Here is a 20,013-nt window from a genome sequence, read left to right on the forward strand (position 1 = left end):
AATTGGGCCACCCAATGCTCATGCGGCATCCTCACCATCCCCGAACAACGTCTCCAGCGAATCCGCCTCCCAGCCCCGCTCCCGCAGGTATCGCACCAGCACATCGGTGCGCCCGTGGGTGGCGAGCACGCGGCGGGCGCCGGTTTCCTCGATGGTGCGGATCAACCCCGGCCAGTCGACGTGGTCGGACAACACGAAGCCGCGGTCGTAGCCGCGCCGGCGGCGGTTGCCGCGTATGCGCATCCAGCCCGAGGCAAAGCCGGCGGAATGGCGCGGAAAGCGGCGCATCCAGGCGGAACCGGCGGCCGATGGCGGCGCCAGCACCAGCGCCTGCGAGAAATCCTCGCCCTTGAGGCGGCGCCCCACCGGTTCCGTGGGCAGCATGGCGATACCGGCCTCGCGGTAACACTCGGTCAGCGGCGTCAGGGCGCCGTGCAGAAACGCGGTTTCCTGCGTATGGGCCAGCAGCTCCGCCAGCAGACGCTGCGCCTTGCCCAGGGCATAGCAGAACAGCACGCTGGTCTTGCCCAGCGCCGCGTTGGCTCGCCACCAGTGGTGGATATCCGCGGCCACGGCGGCGGCCGGCTGCCAGCGATAGGCTGGCAGGGCAAAGGTGGCTTCGGTAATGAAGGTGTCACAGGGCACTACTTCGAAGTCCGCACAGGTGGGGTCCGCATCGCGCTTGTAATCACCCGACACCACCCAGACACCGTCATCCCCGGCCACCCGAACCTGGGCCGAACCCAGAACATGTCCGGCGGGATGCAGTGACACCTCGACACTGCCGAACCGGCGTGTTTCCCCATAGGCCATCGGTTCCAGCGCGATCTCCCGCCCCAGCCGATGACGCAGCAGCGATTCGCCCGCCGACGCCGCCCAGTACTGTTCATGACCGGGCCGGGCATGGTCGGCGTGGGCGTGGGTGATCAGGGCACGGGGGACCGGTCGCCAGGGGTCGATGTGAAAATCCCCGGCCCGGCAGTAGAGGCCCTTGTCGGTCAGTTCGATCATCCGAATTCCATCATTCCACGACTTAACGCAGCAAAGCCGGAGGCGGATGCGACATGCAACTGTCGCCTCGTTTCGGTAGGGTAGGTGGACAACCGATGGTGGGGGAGAGCATGAAACGTTTCATGATCGCCGCGCTTGCCGCAGCCGCGGTGACGATGCCGGCATGGGGGCAGAACAGCGACGTCGAGCAGCTGAAAGAGGAGCTCAAGCGCCTGCAAATGCAGATGAAAAGTCTGGAAAAACGCCTGGAACAGGCCGAGTCCTCGTCGGACGAGGCCAGCGCCACCGCCGAGGCCGCCGCCGAAGAAGCGGATGCGGCCAGCGAGCAGGCTACCGTGGCGCAGAATGACGCCGCGGATGCCAAGCCGGACATCCATGTCGGCGGCGCACTGCGCTTCCAGTTCCAGCGTCGCGGCAGCAATGCCAATGATCGCGCCACGGGCGGCGAGATCGACATTGATACGTTTCGCATCAATCTCGACGGCGAGATCAGCAACATCATATTTTCGGCGGAATACCGGTTCTACCCGACGTTCGGCAATTCGCACTTCATTCACCACGGCTGGCTGGGCTACGACTTCAGTGACGAGTGGCGCGGCCAGCTAGGCATCATGCAGGTGCCGTTCGGTATCCAGCCGTACGCATCCAACAATTTCTTCTTCTCGTCCAACTACTACCTGGGCCTGGAAGACGATTACGACGCCGGCGTGAACTTCATCTACGACAGCGGCCCGCACAATCTGCAGCTGGCCTTCTTCAAGAATGACGAATACGCCGGCGACGGCGGGTTCAATCGCTACTCGTACGACCCGCTCAACGTCAGCGACGGCACCGACAAGGAAGCCATTGAAGAGGCCAACACCGGCAATATCCGCTACGCCTACCGGGCGGTTCACGCGGAGAACGCGGCCAGCGAATTCGGCCTGTCGCTGCAGGGCGGGCAGATCTACAACAGCACCATCAACGAGGATGGCGGGGATCACTGGGCGGCCGCCGGCCATCTCCATGGCAACTACGGGCCGTGGAATCTGATGCTTCAGCTCGCGAAATACGCGATCAACCCGGAGGCGTCGCCCGGTTTCGACACCGAGATCATCGGGACCGGCGCCTACTCGTTCGAGTACACCATGCCGGCCGAGGCCTGGACCTATCTGGCCAACCTCGCCTACACGCAGAAGGTCAGCATCGGCCCGATTACGGCCCTGAAGTACTACAACGATTTCACCTACGTCGACAAGGAAGATCCGCGGCTCGAGGAAACCATTCAGAACGTGACCGGCATGAGCATTGCGGCCGGCGCCTTCTTTACCTACGTGGACTTCGTTCTCGCCAAGAACCAGCCGTTCACCACGCCGTACATCAGCAGCGGCGGTTTCGGCGGCGCCCAGTTGACCGATCTCGGGTCCGCTGCCGCCGATAAATGGGACACGCGCTTCAACATCAACGTGGGTTACTACTTCTGACACCAATCCGGGAAAGGCGGAGAGGCTTTCCCGGCAGACAAGGCGAAAACGCGGTATCGCGTTGACGCCGGATCGGGCACGACCATGTGCGCGAGACGGCGGCAGGCAGGGTACCGCGGGCAGGTTGCGATCGGCACATCGGGTCATGCAGCCGCCAAGGGAACCCGGGCCGGAGTGGCCCGGTCACCCTCCCGGCGCGTTCACGCGCGCCACCGGTCTAATATCACTAAAGCAAACGATCGATCACGATCGACGGACGGGAGGGCCAAATTTCACGGCAACTCTGGGACATTATCGATATGGGCAACGAGCAGAACGTGGCCACCATGGCCAACCAGGAACAGGAGTTCGGCGAAGAGCCGCTCGAGGTTCGCGAAAGCGGCCACTATCAGGACGAATACATCAAGGGCTTTGCCGAGCGCTGGGATGATCTGATCGACTGGGACGGACGCGCCGCCAGCGAGGGCGATTTCTTCATTGACGTCCTCCGCCAGCATGGCGCCAAGCACGTCCTGGACGTGGCGGCCGGCACCGGTTTCCACTCGGTTCGGCTCCAGGACGCCGGTTTCGACGTGGTGAGTGTGGACGGCAGCCCCAACATGCTGGCCAAGGCCTTCGCCAATGGCCGCAAGCGGGGCATGATCCTGCGCACCGTGCACAGCGACTGGCGCTGGCTGAGCCGCGATATCGTCGGCCGCTACGATGCCATCATCTGTCTGGGCAATTCGTTCACGCATCTGTTTGATGAAAACCAGCGTCATCGCGTGCTGGCCGAGTTCTATTCGGTGCTGGCGCATGACGGCATCCTGATCCTCGATCAGCGCAACTACGATGCCCTGCTGGACAATCAGGGCGATGGCCCCAGCCACCAGTACTATTACTGCGGCGACGACGTGAAGGCCGAACCCGAGCACGTGGACGAGGGTCTGGCCCGCTTCCGCTATACGTTTGCCGACGGTTCGGTATTTCACCTGAACATGTTCCCGCTGCGCCGGGACTATGTGCGCGGCCTGATGCGCGAGGCCGGTTTCCAGCAGATCGACACCTACGGGGATTTCCAGGAGTCGTACAAGCATTACGACCCGGATTTCTTCATCCACGTCGCGCAGAAGGCATGGACCGAAGACGAGGAGGACCAAGATGGCGGCCAGTGAATATTCCGAGGTCGTTCAGACCGCGCGCAGTTACTACAACAGCGACGACGCCGACACCTTCTACTACACGGTGTGGGGCGGCGAGGACATCCACATCGGCCTGTACCAGGACGAGGTGGAACCCATCCGCGATGCCAGCCGCCGCACGGTGGCCGCCATGGCCGACCGGCTTTCGGCCACGCCCGACAGCCGGGCGATCGACCTGGGCGGTGCCTATGGCGGCTCGCCGCGCTACCTGGCCGCCAAGTTCGGCTGCCACGTGGTGTCGCTGAATCTGTCCGAAGTACAGAACCAGCGCGCGCGTCAGCAGACTGCCGATGCCGGTCTGAGCGACCAGGTAACCGTGGTGGATGGCAACTTCGAGAACATCCCCTACGAGGACAACTCGTTCGACATCGCCTGGTCGCAGGATTCGTTCCTGCACAGCGGCAACCGCGACAAGGTGATGGAAGAGATCAAGCGCGTGCTCAAACCGGGCGGCGAACTGATCTTCACCGACCCGATGGAAACCGAGAACGCCACCCGCGACCAGCTGCAGCCGGTGCTCGACCGCATCCAGCTGGAAAGCATGGGATCGCCGCAGTTCTACGAGCGCAAACTGGGCGAACTCGGCTTCGAGAAGGTGGCATTCGAGGACCATTCCGAGCAGCTGCCGCGCCACTACGGGCGGGTCAAGCAGGAACTCGAGTCCCGCTACGACGAGTTGCTGGGCACCATCAGCCAGACCTATCTCGACAACATGATCACCGGGCTGGGCCACTGGGTGGACAACGGTCGCGCCGGCAATCTCTGCTGGGGCATCTTCCACTTCAAGCTGCCTGGCTGATCGCGGACAGGTGGTTGTCATTTGGCTACCATGAGACCAATGGCAATCACCGCTCCCGACAAGCTGGTCATCGCGCTGTCCTCGCGCGCCCTGTTCGATCTCGAAGCCTCGCACGAGGTGTTCGAGCAGCAGGGCCGCGAGGCTTACTGCCAGTACCAGATCGAGCACGAGAACGATGTGCTGGAGCCGGGCGTGGCCTTCGGGCTGGTCCGCAAGCTGCTGGCGCTGAACGAGGAATCGCGTCAGCGGGTGGAAATCATCCTGTTGTCGCGGAACAGCGCCGACACCGGCCTCCGCGTGTTCAATTCCATTGCCCATCACGGTCTGGACATCACCCGGGCAGCGTTCACCAGCGGCGGCTCTCCCTACCGCTACGTGGCGCCCTACGGTGCCCAGCTCTTCCTGTCGGCGGACCCCGGCGACGTGCGTGCCGCGCTTGATGCCGGTTATGCCGCCGCCACCATCGTGCCGGCCCGTCAGCGCCAGAGCGGCGAAGGCGCGCTGCGTATCGCCTTCGACGGCGACGCAGTGCTGTTTTCCGATGACGCCGAGCGCATCTTCAAGGAACAGGGCCTGGCCGCTTTCGCGGAAAGCGAGGTCAGTGCCGCCAACGAACCGCTGTCGGGCGGCCCGTTCAAGGGCTTTCTCGAAGCACTCTGCCGTATCCAGGCCGAATTCGGACAACAGAACTGCCCCATCCGCACCGCCCTGGTGACTTCACGTTCGGCCCCGGCCCACGAGCGGGTGATCCGCACCCTGCGGGCGTGGAACATCCGCATCGACGAGGCGCTGTTCCTGGGCGGCATGGCCAAGGGCGAATTCCTGCGCGCCTTCGGCGCCGACATCTTCTTCGACGATCAGCAGACCCACGTCGGCGCTGCCGCCGAGCACGTCGCCGCCGGCCACGTGCCGCACGGCGTGGCCAACGAATAGCCCGGCGGACGTCCGCTCGTGACCGTTGCCGAACTGGCCGGCTGGAGCCTGGTCGTCCTGGCGATCGGTTTCGCGCTCTGGCTGCTGGTCCATCCCTGGCATGAACGCCGCCGGCAACCCCGTGGCGCCGCCGCCCGGCTGACCCCGGCGCAGCAACAGGCGCTGGCCGACATTGCCCCCGGACTGCCACCCCTGACGCCGTTGCTGCGCGACCGTCTGGCCACACGGGTCGCGGCCTTCCTGGCCGACACCCGATTCCACGGGGCGGGCGGGTTCGTGGTGGATGACGCCTGCCGCGTGGCCATCGCCGCGCAGGCTTGCCTGCTACGCCTGCAGCCCGATGCCGACGGTTATCCCGCCGTGCGCGACATCGTGATGTATCCGGACGCCTTCTGGGTGCACCACGAGGCGCCGGACGAACTGGGACTGGTGGACGACGAGCCCGACCTGCTGGCGGGGGAGGCCTGGGACGCCGGCCGGGTGGTGCTGTCCTGGTCCGACGTTCAGGCCGCGCTCGAGGGCGACCCGGTCAACGTGGTGGTGCACGAATTTGCCCACCAGCTGGATTTCGACCGCCCCGATACCACCGGCGCCCCGCCGATGGATGACTATCGGGAATGGTCGACGGTGATGCGCGAGCACTTCGACGATCTGCGCGAGACGGGCTCGCCGGTGCTCGACCCCTATGGCAGCGAGAACCCCGCGGAATTCTTTGCCGTGGCGGTGGAAACCTATATACAGAACGGGGCCGACCTGGCCCGCGCACATCCCGACCTCTACCGCCTGCTCGACGCCTACTTCGGGCTGGGCACCGCCGGGCCGTCGCGATCGCTGGATTCCGGGGCCGGATCACCCGGATAATGTGCTCAAACGCATCCGGGACCACAAGATGAACCAGATCACTCACGCCAACGGCGGCGACCACAACCAGAACAACCTGGCGGTGGGCTGCCACCTGCTCGGCTTCGTGGGCCTGGTGGTTCCCTTCGGCCATATTCTGGGGCCACTGGCCCTGTGGCTGATAAAGCGCGAGGGCAACCCCTTCGTCGACGATCAGGGCCGGGAAGCGGTGAACTTCCAGATTTCCTTTTCCCTGTGGAGCATCATCGCGGCCACCCTGTCACTGGTCCTGGTGTGGACCGTGATCATCCCGGTGCTGGCCGTCATCGCCCTGGTGATTCTGGCCATCATCTGGGTGGTGACCATGATTCTGGCCGCCGTGCGGGCCAGCCGGGGCGAGGCCTATCGCTACCCGTTCACGCTGCGATTGCTCAGCTAGGCCGGCGCGAATCGGACAGACCTAGCCGGTCTCGTGCCGATGCTGGATGTCGCGGGTTTTCGCCGGCCGTCCGGTCACCAGACGGTCGCCGGTCTTGCGGGTGAAGTACTTCCAGATCCATTGCAGCATCACCCGCAGGCGGCGCTCGTTGCCGATCAGCGCGTAGATATGCACGAACACCCACAGCAGCCAGGCCGGAAAGCCCCACACCTTGAAGCCGTTGAGGTCACCCACCGCGCGGTTGCGGCCGATCACCGCCATGGTGCCCTTGTCGGTGTACTTGAACGGCTTGTCCGGCTTGCCCTTGGCCCGGCGCTTGAGCAGTTTGGCCACGTATTCGCCCTGCTGGATCGCCGCCGGGGCCAGGCCGGGTACGTCGCGGCCGTTGGCATCGTTGCAGCGGGCCAGGTCGCCGATCACGAAGATATCCGGATGGTCGGGCAGGGACAGATCATCGTTCACGCGCATGCGCCCGCCGCGATCCGGCTCGGTACCGGTGCGTTCGGCCAGCCGGACGCCGAACGACGAGGCCCGCACGCCCGCCGCCCATAGCACCGTGCGCGCCGACACCGTCTCGCTGCCGTCCGGGCCCTTCATGCGGACGCTGCCCTCGCCGATATCCTCGACCATGGTCGAACGGACCACGGTGACACCCAGTTCCTCGAGCATTTCCTGCGCGCGCCGGGACAGGGCCTCGGGGTAGGTCGGCAACACCCGATCCGCCCCCTCCACCAGCAGAATGCGGGCATCGCGTGGATCCACCGCCCGGAAGTCGCCCACCATGGTGCGGTTGGCCAGTTCGCCCACCGCGCCGGCCAGTTCCACCCCGGTGGGGCCGCCACCGACGATCACGAAGGTCAGCCACTCCCGGCGCCGCTCGGTATCGGCTTCCAGTTCGGCCATCTCGAAAGCGTTGAAGATGCGGCGGCGCATGCGCAGGGCATGTTCGATGGTCTTGAGGCCGGGCGCGTACTCGGCCCAGTCGTCATTACCGAAATAGTGATGCTTCACGCCGGTGGCCACGATCAGGGTGTCGTAGCCCACCTCGCCGAACTCGTGGCGCACGGTGCGCGCCTGCGGGTCGACGTCGTAGGCGGTGCTCATCAGCGCGCGCACGTTCTTGTAGCGACGCAGCAGTACACGGTGCGGCACGCAGATGTCGCCGGTGGTCAGCGTCCCGGCGGTCACCTGGTAGAGCAGCGGCTGAAACAGGTGGAAATTGCGCTTGTCCAGCAGCGTCACGTCGTAGCCGGACTTGCCCAGCGACTGCGCTGCGAACAGCCCCCCGAAACCGCCGCCGATGATCACCACACGGTGTCCATCCGGGACCGGATGATTCTGACTCATTGTTGTCACATTGCCCGCCAAATCCCCGTAGCGATGGTATCACGCCGTCATGTTGCGCCGCCGCATCCGTCAGCCCGCAGCAGCCCTGCTAGGCTATGCAGCCGATGATGCTGTGTCCCGACCGGGGATGACAGCCCACGCGACGCCCCGGAGACGACGCCTCCCATGTGCCTGATTGCATTCGCCTGGCGCGTGCACCCGGTTCACGATCTGGTGCTCGCCACCAACCGCGACGAGTTTCACGGCCGCGACACTGCGCCCCTGCACGTCTGGCCGGATACGCCGGGTGTCATCGGCGGCCGCGACCGCCAGGCCGGCGGTGCCTGGTGCGCCGCCGACCACCGGGGCCGTTTCGCCGCGGTGACCAATCTGCGGGAACCCGGCGCCGCGGGCGGGCCGCGTTCCCGCGGCGCCCTGGTGGCGGATTACCTCGCCGGCGGGGATTGTGCGCGGGATCATGCCGAGATCATCTGGTCCCGACGCCATGAATTTCCGGGCTTCAACCTGCTGATCGGGGACGCCGACGACCTGTTCTATTTGAACAATCGTGACGATGCCGGTGTCCAGGGAGTAACCCCCGGCATTCACGCGCTGTCGAACGGACGGTGGGGCGATAGCTGGCCCAAGACCGAACGAGCCGCCAGCGCCCTGCGCAGCGCACTGGCGCCGCCGGACATCGACACGGACGAGCTGCTGGCAATGCTGGCCGATACCACTCCGGCACCGGATGCCGCGCTGCCCGATACCGGGGTGGGCCTGGCGACCGAACGGCTGCTGAGTCCGTTGTTCATCCGGGGCGAGCAGTACGGCACCCGGGCGTCCACGGTGCTGCTGCGAGGTGCGGACGGCCGGATGCACATGCGGGAACGCTCGTTCGGCCCCGGCGGCCAGCCGGGCGGGGACGTGGAACAGGAGTGGACATGGTCATGACAACGCCCCGGCCCTGCGGCGAATGGCCCTCGCCGGTCGGCACCGACACCGTGGCGGCCGCCGGCCTCAAGCTCGGCCAGACCGCGATGACCGCCGAAGGCGCCGTGGCCTGGACCGAGCGACGGCCGGACGAGGGCGGGCGAACCACCGTGGTGATGGCGGATGAGCGCGGCACGCGCGATCGGGTGCCGGCCCCGTACGATGTGCGTTCAGCCGTGCACGAGTATGGCGGCGGCGCCTTCGTGCTGGACGGACCGACGCTGTGGTTCGCCAACAGCGAGGACCAGTGCATCCATCGTGTTGATGCCGACGGCACCGTGAGGCGCCTGACCCCGCCGGATCGCGGCCTGAGCTTTGCCGATCTGCAGGTGGACCGCCCCCGGCGACGACTGATCGCGGTCTGTGAGGATCACAACGCCGATCCGGAACCCCGAGCCTCACTGGTGGCCATCAGCGAGGACGGCGACATCCGGACGCTGGCGTCCGGGCCCGACTTCATCGCCAGTCCGCGGCTGTCGCCGGACGGGCGGCGGTTGGTATGGCTGAGCTGGGACCATCCCAACATGCCCTGGGACGGCACCACCCTGTGGCAGCTCGACCTCGCCGGCGACGGCGAGCCGGTGGCGCTGGCCGGCGGGCCGGCCGAATCCCTGTTCCAGCCCATCTTCGCGCCGGACGGCAGCCTGCACGTGGTGTCGGACGCCTCCGGCTGGTGGAATATCTGCCGGCATACGGATGACGGACTGGTACCGGTCACCCACGAAACCGCCGAATTCGGCGTGCCGCAGTGGGTATTCGGTCAGAGCACGGTCGCCTTCGATGACGACGGCGGGCTTTACGCGGTGGTCAGCCGCGACGGCTTTGCCTCGCTGGTGAGCGTGGCCCGCGACAGCGGTCGACTGCGCACCTTCGATCTGCCCTTCACCCATCTGGAGCAGCTGCGCGCCAGCGGCGGCCGGCTGACCTTCATCGGCGGCAGCGCCACCACCGCGCCCACCCTGTGCACCCTGAATGCGGATGGCAGCGGCCTGCAGCGCCTGAGGGCCAGTGCCGACAGCGACTGGCCGGAAGCCGTGCTGTCCACCCCGGACGCCATCCGCTACCCGACCGCCGACGGCGCCGAGGCGCACGCGCTTTACTACCCGCCACGCCACCCCGACTGGCAGGTTCCGGGCGGCGAACGGCCGCCGCTGCTGATCAAGTGCCACGGCGGACCCACCGGCGCCACCGTGACCGCGCTGGACCCGCGCATCCAGTTCTGGACCTCGCGCGGTTTCGCCGTGCTCGACGTCAACTACCGCGGCAGCGTCGGCTATGGCCGCGCCTACCGCGAAGCCCTGTACGGCGCCTGGGGCGTGGCCGACGTGGCCGACTGTGTGCACGGCGCCCGCTACCTGGCCGATCAGGGTCTGGCCGACCCCGGGCGGGTGGTGATCAGCGGCTCCTCGGCGGGCGGCTATACCGTGCTGTCGGTGCTGACCTTTGCCCGGGTCGCGGCCGCCGGCGCCAGTTATTACGGCATCGGCGATCTCGAGCGGCTGCTGGCCTCCACCCACAAGTTCGAATCCCGCTATCTGCTGCGCCTGATCGGCGAGGACCCGGCCCTGCTGCGCGCACGCTCACCGCTGCACCATGCCGACCGGCTCACCTGTCCGGTGCTGTTCCTGCAGGGCCTCAAGGACAAGGTGGTGCCTCCGGACCAGGCCGAGACCATGGTGACGGCGCTGCGCCGGCAGGGCGTGCCGGCCGCCCACATCACTTTCCCGGAAGAGCGGCACGGCTTCCGCGCCGCCATCAACATCCGCACCGCCATCGGGTCGGAACTGGCCTTCTACGGGCGGATTCTGGGCTTCACCCCGGCTGACACCGACCTGCCGCAGGTACCACTGCAGCCCGATCACGGTTCCCCTTGAAGCGCCGGCCTGCCGGAAACCGCCCGCCACGCCGGCGGGCTGTCTGCGCCGCCGTGGCGCTGCTCGCGCTGTGCGGCCCCGTTCGCGCCGACGAGGTGTCGGTCACGCTCGAGGGCATCGAAGGCGAACTGGCCGACAATGCAAGGGCATTCCTGACCATCGACGACAAACCCACCCGGGAACGCGACGAGGCCCGTGTTCGGCGGCTGCACCGGCTGGCAAGCGGCGAAATCCGCCAGGCCCTGCAGCCGTTCGGTTACTACCAGCCCGAGATCGAGGCCGAACTGACGCGGGAGGACGACCAGTGGCGGGCCCGGTACCAGGTCGACCCGGGCCCGGCCACCAGGGTGACCAGCCTCGAACTCGACGCCGTCGGCGAAGGCGCCGACCTGCCCGCCGTGCAGGAGGTTCTGGCCGACAGCGTGCTGGGTACCGGCAAGCAGCTCGACCATCGTCACTACGAAGCGACCAAATCGGCCCTATTGAGCGCGGCCTACGATGCCGGTTACCTCGACGCCGGGTACCGCACCGCCGCCATTCGCGTGCAGCCGGAACAGGCGGAGGCCGAAATCGAACTGGTGCTGGAGACCGGGCCTCGCTACTACTTCGGCCCGATCGAGATCGAGCAGGACATTCTCGATCCGGCATTCGCCCAGCGATACGTGCCCTTCGAGTCCGGTACCCCGTTCAATGCCGAACGCCTGATCGACCTGCAACTGGCGCTGGGCGACACCGACTACTTCGATCAGGTGCAGATCGAGGCCAGGCGTGACGAGTTGCTGAACGAACCCGGCGTCGATCCCGCCCCGCAGGTACCGGTGCGGGTGAGCACCGAGCCGCGCAAACCGCGTCGCTATACCGCCAGTGTCGGCTACGGCACGGATACCGGGGCCCGGCTGGGACTGGGCGCCGAGTTCCGCCGCCTGAACCGGCGCGGCCACCAGTTTCGCACCGACCTGCGGCTATCCGAAATCAAGCAGAGCCTGTCGGCCCGCTACGATATCCCCATCGACAACGTGCTGGAGGATCGGCTGAGTTTCGGCGCCACCGCCACCCAGGAGGAAATCGGCGACGTGCGCACCGACCAGTTCCGGCTGTCCGCCTCGCGCGAGGACGGCTGGGCCAAGGGCCGGCGGCGTCTGTACCTGAATCTGGAACGGGAAAGCTTCGATCTGGGCAACGGCCGCCGCAGTTCCGATCTGCTCTATCCCGGTGCCACTCTCAGTCTCAAACAGGCCGACGATCTGCTGCGACCCCGGCAGGGGATCAGCCTGTCGCTGGACGTGCATGGCGGCACCGAGGCGCTGGTCTCCGCCACGGACTTCATCCAGGGCCACCTAACCGCCGCGCTGGTAGTCCCCATCGGCGACCGCGCGCGGCTGCTGACGCGCGGCGAACTGGCCGGCACGCAAACCAGTGATTTCGACGCCCTGCCCCCGTCGCAGCGTTTCTACGCCGGTGGCGACCGCAGCGTGCGCGGGTATGGCTATCAGGAAATCGGGCCGAAGAATGCCGCCGGCGAGAACACCGGCGGCCAGTACCTGGCGATCGCCAGCATCGAGGCGGAGTATCTGTTCTACAAGCAGTTTGGCGCCGCCGTGTTCTTCGATGCCGGCGACGCCTCACCCACCACCGGTTTCGACTTGAAGCGCGGGGTCGGCGTGGGGTTTCGCTGGCTGTCGCCGATCGGCACGCTGCGGATCGATTTCGCGCATCCGCTGGACGATCCCGACAGCGATTTCAGCTTTCACTTCAGCCTGGGACCGGATCTGTAAATGGCACGTTGGCTGACATGGTTGCTGCTGGGGCTGGCCGGCGTGGTGCTGCTGGTGGCCGGGTTGGTGGCATTCGTGGCCGGCACCCATACCGGCCTGCGCTGGGCCTGGTCGCTGGGCCAGCCCTATCTGCCCGATGGTATCGAGGTGGCAGCGGTCGAGGGTCGGCTGCTGGATGAGGTGGTCGTGCGTGGCGTCCGGGTTGACCTGCCCGGCCTCGAACTGGACGCCGACCGGCTGCGCCTGGCCTGGCAGCCCCGGCGGCTGTGGCAGAACGAACTTCGCGTGCGGGCACTGGAAGGCAGCGGCATCACCGTCACCACCCGGCCGGACGAAACACCCCCGGCCGACGACAGCGACACCCCGACCGAGCTGCCCGAGCGCATCGAACTGCCCCTGCGGGTGGTGATCGAACGGCTCGCGATCCGCGACGTCGCCTATCGCGCGCAGCCCGATGCCGAGCCGATCCGGCTGGATCGCGCCGAGCTTGGCGCCCGGCTCGACAATCAGCGGTGGCAGGTGGACACGCTCACGCTGCGGGCGCCGCTGGCCGATGCCGACGGCGACCTGCGCCTCACCCCGGTCCGACCATTTGCCCTGGAAGCCGGCCTCGACTGGACCGTTCGGGCACCCGACCTGGCGCCGGTGAGCGGTCAGACCCGTGTCGGCGGCAACCTGCTGGAACGCCTGACCGTGGATCAGACCGTGGCCACCCCGTATAACGCTCGCGCCGAGGTCGTCCTGACACAGTTGCTGGACGCCGCGGCCCTGGACGCCACGGTTCACCTGAACCAGACGGATGTGGCGGCGATCCGGGCCGATCTGCCACCGGCGGGCGTGGACGCCGAACTCAACGCCAGCGGCCCGCTCGGCGACCTCGACGTGCAGGGCTGGATTACCGGCAACAGCGAGGCGCACGGTCGCGCGCGCCTGGACCTGGCGGCCAACGTGTCGCCCGCCCGCGTGCGGCTGGACACCCTGCGCCTGACCAGCTCCGATATGGCGGGCGAACTCAATGCGGACGGTCGGGTGGCACTCGGCCCCGGCACGCCGCTGGACGTGCGCCTGCGCTGGCACGACCTGCAGTGGCCGCTGGCCGGCGAGCCCACCCTGCGCAGCGACAGCGGCTCGATTGCCGTGGACGGACGGCTGGATGACTATCGACTGGACGCCGACATCGGCTGGCAGCTACCCGACCAGGACGCCGGCCAGCTGCAGCTGGCGGGTTCGGGCGATCTTTCTGCCATCCGTCTGCCAACGATTGCCGTGTCCGGCGGCCCGGGCCGGATCGCGGGCGACGCCCGCGTAGCCTGGGCACCGGCGCTGGATGCCGAGATCCGGCTGGCCGGCGACAACGTCAACCCCGGCGCCATCCAGGCCGCCTGGCCGGGCAACCTGTCGCTGGACCTTCACGCCACCGCGGCGATGCCGGACGGCGCGCTCACGGCACGGGTGGAAACCCTGGCGGTGGACGGGCGGCTGCGCGACGTGCCGGTACGGGTGGACGCCACGGCCGGCTACCGGCCCGAGCGCGTCGACATCGACCGTCTGCTACTGGAAGCCGGCGGCAACCGCCTCACCGCGAACGGCCGCCTGGGACTCGCGCAGACCACCTCGGACCTCGACTGGAACCTGGACGCACCGACGCTGAATACGCTGGCGCCGTTCGGCGCGGCGTTGAACGGGGCCGCGGCGGGCGAAGGCCGGATCAGCGGCACGCTGCAAGCCCTGCGGGTCAACGCCGAGCTGAACGCTAACGACCTGGAAGCCGCGGGCAACGAACTGGCGGCGCTGACGCTGAGCGCCGACATCGACCGCAGCGGGCAGGCCCGCTCGAAGATCGATCTGCAGATCACCGACCTGCAGGCCGGCGGCCAGACCCTGGATGCCGTGACTCTGGCCGGCGACGGCACGCCCGCCGACCATCAGCTGCGGCTGGCATTGACTGGCCCGCAACTCGAGGCCGATCTCGGCCTGACCGGGGCCCTGACCGACGACGAAACCGACTGGGCCTTCACCCTCCAGCAATTGAATCTGACCCAGGACCCGCTGCCGACCTTCGCGCTCGCCGCGCCGGCTGCCGGCCGCCTCAACGCCACCACCCAGTCGCTGGAGCAGACCTGCCTGACCGGCGGGGACGCTCGCCTGTGCCTGTCCGGCCAGCGCCGGGGCGGCGAGATCACCGGCAACCTGTCCCTGCAGAACGCCGCGCTGGCACTGGCCCGTCCCTGGCTGCCACCGGACCTGGCGCTAGCCGGCACCGTGGATGCCGAGGCCGACGCGGGCATTCGCGGCGGCGAGCCCGATGTCACCGCGCGGATCAACACCTCCGCCGGGGCGATCTCCGCCACCGATCCGGACGGTAACGACCTGACCCTGCTCGGGTTCGAGGCCGGCGAGATCACGGCGACGCTGCGGGCCAGCCGGCTGACGGTGGACGGCGACCTGCCCCTGACGGCCGGCGGCCGGGTGGCGCTGGCGGTGAACGCCGGTGACGCGGCGAACGGCCTGACCGGGGGCCCCCTATCCGGTACGGTCGACATCGCGGTGCCGGACCTGTCCGTGATCACGCGGCTGACCGACGAGATCGAGGCGTTCGAGGGCGGACTCGATGGCCAGCTGGATCTCGGCGGCAGCCTGTCGCGCCCCGAACTGATCGGTGAAGTGGCACTGGAGGCGGATCGCGTGGCGCTGGTCACGCCCGGGCTGGAACTGACCGCGGTGCGCGCGGCGCTGGTCGGGCAGGGTAACCGGGTGCAACTGGACGCGGGCGCCACCTCGGGCGAGGGCACCGTGGAAGCCGGCGGCACCATCGGCTTCGGCGGCGACAGCCCCACCGTGGACCTGACGGTGCGTGGCGACCGCTTTCTGGCCATGGACACCCGCGACGCGCGCGTACTGGTATCGCCCGATCTGACCATCGGCATGAGCGCCGACCGTATCGACGTGACCGGCACCGTTACCGTGCCGGAAGCCGACATCACACCCCGCGAACTGCCCGCCGGTAGCGCGGTCACGGTGTCCGATGACCAGGTCATCGTCAGCGCGGACAATCCACCGGGTGCCGCCGGTCGGGCGCTGCACGCGGACGTGACCCTGGTGCTGGGTGACGCGGTGCATTTCGAGGGCTTCGGGCTGACCGCGGACATCGCCGGCGATCTGAGGGTGCGGCAGCAGCCCGGCGACCCGCCAACCGGTACCGGCGAACTGCGCGTCACCGAGGGTCGTTACAAGGCCTACGGTCAGGACCTCGACATTCAGCGCGGGCGGGTGCTGTTCGCGGGCGGCCCGGTCACTCAGCCGGGCCTGGATGTCCGCGCGGTGCGGCGGCCGGCCACCGACATCCTGGTGGGCGTGCAGGTGCGCGGCAATCTGCGCACGCCGGATTTCACGCTCTATTCCGAACCCGGCATGGGCCAGTCGGAACAGCTGTCCTGGCTGCTGCTGGGACGGCCGCTGGACGGGGCGTCGTCCTCCGAGGCGAGTCTGGTCTCCCGGGCAGCCCTGGCGCTGGGACTCAAGGGCGGTAACACGCTGGTCAAGAGCGTAGGCGACCGGCTGGGGCTGGACGAGATCGGCATCGACAGCGCCCCCGGCACCACCGGCGAACAGGCGGCCCTGATGGTGGGCAAGTGGCTGACGCCCCGGCTGTACGTCAACTACGGGGTGGGCCTGTTTGAGCCGGTGTCGACCCTGCGGCTGCGCTATACGCTGACGCCGCTCTGGCGCATCCAGACCGAATCCACCGGGGCGCATTCGGGCGGCGATCTGCTGTTCTCGATCGAACGGCCGTAGGTCGGGCAGCCGAGGCCGGCTTCAGTCCGGCCGGCGGGCCCGCCGATCCAGCCGCACCCGCCAGGCAAACAGGGCCGCGAATACCGCGAACAGAGCCAGCCCGGCGATCAGCAGGGTGGCGCCGCCGCGGTCGCTCTGCAGGGCGGTCAGGGCGCGGCCCACGGCCGACCCCAGGAAATACATCAGCAACCCGATCACGCTCAGCCAGATCAGGGTACCGATGAGGTCGTAGATGAAGAACTTCAGCGGCGATACCCGGGCGGCGCCGATGACAAACGGGATTACCGACCGCAGTCCGTAGAAGAAGCGAACCCCGATGATCAGCCCGGCGCCGTAGCGATCGAGCAGGCGGCCGGCGTAGCGCGCCCGGGCCCGCCATGCCGGGCGGCGGGCAATGAACGGTTTGCCCATGTAACGGCCGGCATAGAACCAGGCGTTATCGCCGATCACCGTGCCGATCAGCCCGGCGATCAGCACCCCCGGAAACCAGATCACATCCTGCTGAGCGGCAATCGCCCCCAGCAGGATGCTGGTTTCACCCTCGAAGAAGCAGCCGATCGCCACGGCGATATAGCCGTAGGCGATGATCAATTCCTGCAACCACTCGATCATCGGGGAACAACAGGCCGCCAGCCTGTTCAGTTCCCCGCCATCGGCAATACACCCCGCAGCCAGTCGCCAATCGCGCGGATTTCCTCCAGACAGACCTGATGCTGCATCGGATAACTGTGCCAGGCGACCCCGTAGCCCGCCGCCTGCAGATGATCGCGACTCATCTCGCCGAGCTGCTGCGGCAGCATGGGATCGAGGCTGCCGTGCGCCATGAACACGGGCAGGTCACGGTTGGCGTCGCTTACCTCCGCGGCCAGGCGATCGCGAAGCGGCAAATAGGTGGACAATCCCATCACGCCCGCCAGACGCTCGCGATGGCGCAGCGCGGCATGCAGGGCAATCGCGCCGCCCTGGGAAAAGCCGGCAAGCACAATCGCGCGGGCGGGAATGCCGGCCTCGCGCTCGGCGGCAATCAGCGTTTCCACCTCGGACTGCGACGCCTCGATGCCCTCGGCATCCTCGCGCGCGCTAACGTCCAGGCTGGCGATGTCGTACCAGGCCCGCATGGCCATGCCGTTGTTGAGGGTGACCGGGCGCACCGGGGCGTGCGGAAAAATGAAGCGCACGCCGGCATCCGCGGGCAATCCCAGTTCCGGCACCACCGGCTGGAAATCATGGCCGTCCGCACCCAGGCCATGCAGCCACACAACACTGGCGCGATGCGCGCCCTGCGGTTCGACCACCACTGATTCGAGCATGTGAATTCCGGTTCTCCGGCCCTGCAGGATTGTGATCATCACCCGGGATGGGCGTAGACTGGTAGCTCGGTGCCCGGGCCGGTGTCCTGGAGCCGATCTCCCGTCAGCGGGGCCTCGCACAGCCCTGACGACGGTGGCGACGATACACAAAAAACAAGACAGGATGCGAGCGGCCCACGGGCGGGCTGCGACCGGGAGCAACCGTTGCCGGCCGCCAGACCGCCGATCCGATTGCCGGGCCGACCAACCACGACAACGGAGGTTAACGATGAAATCACGCGCAGCTGTCGCCTGGGAGGCAGGCAAACCGCTGGAAGTCACGGAAATCGACGTCGAGGGCCCGAAGGCCGGCGAAGTGCTGGTGCGCAATGTCGCCACCGGCGTGTGCCACACCGACGCATTCACCCTGTCCGGGGCCGATCCGGAAGGCAATTTCCCCAGCGTTCTCGGTCACGAGGGCGGCGCCATCGTCGAGGAAGTCGGCAAGGGCGTGACGTCCGTGGCCCCGGGCGACCATGTGATTCCGCTGTATACCGCCGACTGCGGCGAATGCAAGCTGTGCAAGTCGGGCAAGACCAACCTGTGCAGTTCGGTACGCGAGACCCAGGGCAAGGGCGTGATGCCGGACGGCACCTCGCGCTTCTCCACCAACGGCAAGTCGCTGCACCACTACATGGGCTGCTCGACGTTTTCCGAATACTCGGTGGTGGCCGGCGTGTCCCTGGCCAAGGTCAGCAAGGATGCCCCGCTGGACAAGGTCTGCCTGCTGGGCTGCGGCGTGACTACCGGCATCGGCGCGGTGCGCAATACCGCCGGGGTGGAGCCAGGTTCCAACGTGGCCGTCTTCGGCCTCGGCGCGATCGGCCTGGCCGCCATCCAGGGCGCGGTCATGGCCCAGGCGGGACGCATCATCGCCATCGACATCAACCCGTCCAAGTTCGAGCTGGCCAAGCAGATGGGCGCGACCGAGTGCGTCAATCCCAAGGACTACGACCAGCCGATCCAGGAGGTCATCGTCGACATGACCGACGGCGGCGTGGATTACTCGTTCGAATGCATCGGCAACGTCCACGTCATGCGCTCGGCGCTGGAATGCTGCCACAAGGGCTGGGGCAAGTCGGTGGTGATCGGCGTGGCCGGGGCCGGGGAGGAAATCTCCACCCGTCCGTTCCAGCTGGTGACCGGCCGCGAGTGGACCGGCTCCGCGTTCGGCGGCGTCAAGGGGCGCAATCTCAATGGCTTCGTGAACAGCTACATGTGCGGCCATATCGACCTCGACAGCTTCGTGACCCACAACATGAAGCTGGAGCAGATCAACGAAGCGTTCGATCTGCTGCACGAGGGCAAGAGCATCCGTACCGTCATCCATTTCTGATCCCGACCCAGAGGAGCTCGAGTCGATGGAACAGATCGACGCACACAAGTGCTTCGGCGGCTGGCAGCGCCGCTATACCCACGAGTCGAAGGTCTGCGACTGCACCATGACCTTCGCCGTGTTCCTGCCGCCGCAGGCGGAACAGGGTCCGGTGCCGGCGGTGTACTACCTGTCCGGCCTGACCTGCACCGACGAGAACTTCGTCAACAAGGCCGGCGCCCAGCGGGTGGCGGCGGAACTGGGTCTGGCGCTGATTGCGCCGGACACCAGCCCCCGCGGCCACAACCTGCCGGGCGAGGACGACAGCTACGACTTCGGCAGTGCCGCCGGCTTCTACGTCAATGCCACGCAGGCGCCCTGGGCCGGCAAGTACAACATGTACGACTACGTGGTTGAGGAACTGCCGGCGCTGATCAAGTCGGAGTTTGCCGCCACCATCAGCGACAAGGCCTCGATCATGGGCCATTCCATGGGCGGGCACGGGGCGCTGATGATCGCCCTGCGCAACGCCGATCGTTATGCCTCGGCGTCGGCATTCTCGCCGATCGTGGCGCCCAGCCAGGTGCCCTGGGGCCACAAGGCGCTGGGCGGTTATCTGGGCGATGACCGGCAGGCCTGGGAGGCCTACGACACCACCGCGCTGGTAGCCGCGGGCCACCGTTTCCCGGGGCCGGCGCCGCTGATCGACCAGGGGCTGGACGACAACTTCCTGGACGAGCACCTGCGTCCGGATCTGCTGGAAGACGCGGCTGGCAAGGCAGGCGTGGAGGTCAATGTCCGGCGTCAGCCCGGCTACGACCACAGCTACTTCTTCATCGCCACGTTCATGGAAGACCATTTGCGGCATCACGGCAAAGCACTGCTCGGGTAGACTATTCGGCTGCCTTCATGACGGGAGCCGC

The 20,013-nt window shown here is 67.4% G+C and carries 16 protein-coding genes; 12 read left to right on the forward strand and 4 right to left on the reverse strand.

Annotated elements, in window-relative coordinates; all coding sequences use genetic code 11:
* Positions 1-18 precede the first annotated feature (18 nt).
* Positions 19-1,011, reverse strand: coding sequence for a ligase-associated DNA damage response exonuclease (locus tag RM531_RS10105; protein WP_311659040.1), 993 nt, complete (start codon positions 1,009-1,011; stop codon positions 19-21).
* Positions 1,012-1,121: 110 nt separating this feature from the next.
* Between RM531_RS10105 and RM531_RS10110 the strand changes: the two genes are divergently transcribed.
* The 6 genes from RM531_RS10110 (at position 1,122) to RM531_RS10135 (ending at position 6,666) form a co-directional block, all read left to right on the forward strand.
* Positions 1,122-2,474, forward strand: a complete 1,353-nt coding sequence (locus RM531_RS10110) for a hypothetical protein (RefSeq protein WP_311659043.1) — start codon at positions 1,122-1,124, stop codon at positions 2,472-2,474.
* Between the two features lie 299 nt (positions 2,475-2,773).
* Positions 2,774-3,628 (forward strand): glycine/sarcosine N-methyltransferase, encoded by an 855-nt coding sequence (locus RM531_RS10115; RefSeq protein ID WP_311659044.1) that lies wholly within the window; start codon positions 2,774-2,776, stop codon positions 3,626-3,628.
* Positions 3,615-4,454: an SAM-dependent methyltransferase gene (locus RM531_RS10120; RefSeq protein ID WP_311659047.1), complete on the forward strand. Its 840-nt coding sequence runs from the start codon at positions 3,615-3,617 to the stop codon at positions 4,452-4,454. Before RM531_RS10115 ends, RM531_RS10120 begins: the two co-directional genes overlap by 14 nt.
* Positions 4,455-4,493: 39 nt before the next feature.
* Positions 4,494-5,387 carry a 5'-nucleotidase gene (locus RM531_RS10125; RefSeq protein ID WP_311659048.1) on the forward strand — a complete coding sequence of 298 codons (894 nt, stop codon included), beginning with the start codon at positions 4,494-4,496 and terminating at the stop codon, positions 5,385-5,387.
* A gap of 18 nt (positions 5,388-5,405) precedes the next feature.
* A complete protein-coding gene (locus RM531_RS10130; RefSeq protein WP_311659049.1) occupies positions 5,406-6,248 on the forward strand; it encodes a M90 family metallopeptidase in 843 nt (280 codons plus the stop codon).
* A 28-nt stretch (positions 6,249-6,276) separates the two neighbouring features.
* Positions 6,277-6,666 carry a DUF4870 domain-containing protein gene (locus RM531_RS10135; protein ID WP_311659051.1) on the forward strand — a complete coding sequence of 130 codons (390 nt, stop codon included), beginning with the start codon at positions 6,277-6,279 and terminating at the stop codon, positions 6,664-6,666.
* Between the two features lie 21 nt (positions 6,667-6,687).
* Here the strand turns inward: RM531_RS10135 and RM531_RS10140 are convergent, their stop codons facing one another.
* A complete protein-coding gene (locus tag RM531_RS10140; RefSeq protein WP_311659053.1) occupies positions 6,688-8,013 on the reverse strand; it encodes an NAD(P)/FAD-dependent oxidoreductase in 1,326 nt (441 codons plus the stop codon).
* 165 nt (positions 8,014-8,178) lie between these two features.
* On the opposite strand from RM531_RS10140, the gene RM531_RS10145 reads away from it, so the two are divergent.
* From RM531_RS10145 to RM531_RS10160, 4 genes are read left to right on the forward strand one after another with little or no spacing between them, the layout of a single operon-like run.
* A complete protein-coding gene (locus tag RM531_RS10145) occupies positions 8,179-8,943 on the forward strand; it encodes an NRDE family protein (RefSeq protein WP_311659054.1) in 765 nt (254 codons plus the stop codon).
* On the forward strand, positions 8,940-10,856 hold the full coding sequence (locus RM531_RS10150) for a S9 family peptidase (protein ID WP_311659056.1): 1,917 nt from the start codon (positions 8,940-8,942) through the stop codon (positions 10,854-10,856). Before RM531_RS10145 ends, RM531_RS10150 begins: the two co-directional genes overlap by 4 nt.
* A 53-nt stretch (positions 10,857-10,909) precedes the next feature.
* Positions 10,910-12,631 (forward strand): autotransporter assembly complex protein TamA, encoded by a 1,722-nt coding sequence (locus RM531_RS10155; protein WP_311659058.1) that lies wholly within the window; start codon positions 10,910-10,912, stop codon positions 12,629-12,631.
* Complete coding sequence (locus tag RM531_RS10160; RefSeq protein ID WP_311659059.1) at positions 12,632-16,426, forward strand: translocation/assembly module TamB domain-containing protein; 3,795 nt, start codon at positions 12,632-12,634, stop codon at positions 16,424-16,426. It abuts the gene before it with no gap.
* Positions 16,427-16,447: 21 nt separating this feature from the next.
* On the opposite strand, the gene RM531_RS10165 is transcribed toward RM531_RS10160, so the two are convergent.
* Both RM531_RS10165 and RM531_RS10170 read right to left on the reverse strand, forming a co-directional pair.
* Positions 16,448-17,038 (reverse strand): DedA family protein, encoded by a 591-nt coding sequence (locus tag RM531_RS10165; protein ID WP_311659060.1) that lies wholly within the window; start codon positions 17,036-17,038, stop codon positions 16,448-16,450.
* Positions 17,039-17,064: 26 nt separating this feature from the next.
* The gene (locus RM531_RS10170; RefSeq protein WP_311659061.1) at positions 17,065-17,736 is read right to left on the reverse strand and encodes an alpha/beta hydrolase; all 672 of its coding nucleotides are present in this window, start codon (positions 17,734-17,736) and stop codon (positions 17,065-17,067) included.
* A gap of 268 nt (positions 17,737-18,004) precedes the next feature.
* Between RM531_RS10170 and RM531_RS10175 the strand changes: the two genes are divergently transcribed.
* Both RM531_RS10175 and fghA read left to right on the forward strand, forming a co-directional pair.
* Complete coding sequence (locus RM531_RS10175; protein ID WP_311659062.1) at positions 18,005-19,111, forward strand: S-(hydroxymethyl)glutathione dehydrogenase/class III alcohol dehydrogenase; 1,107 nt, start codon at positions 18,005-18,007, stop codon at positions 19,109-19,111.
* Between the two features lie 25 nt (positions 19,112-19,136).
* Positions 19,137-19,982, forward strand: a complete 846-nt coding sequence (gene fghA / locus RM531_RS10180; protein ID WP_311659064.1) for an S-formylglutathione hydrolase — start codon at positions 19,137-19,139, stop codon at positions 19,980-19,982.
* Positions 19,983-20,013: the final 31 nt, after the last annotated feature.

Source organism: Spectribacter acetivorans, assembly GCF_031846305.1.
Taxonomy (GTDB): Bacteria; Pseudomonadota; Gammaproteobacteria; order Nevskiales; family Salinisphaeraceae; genus Spectribacter; species Spectribacter acetivorans.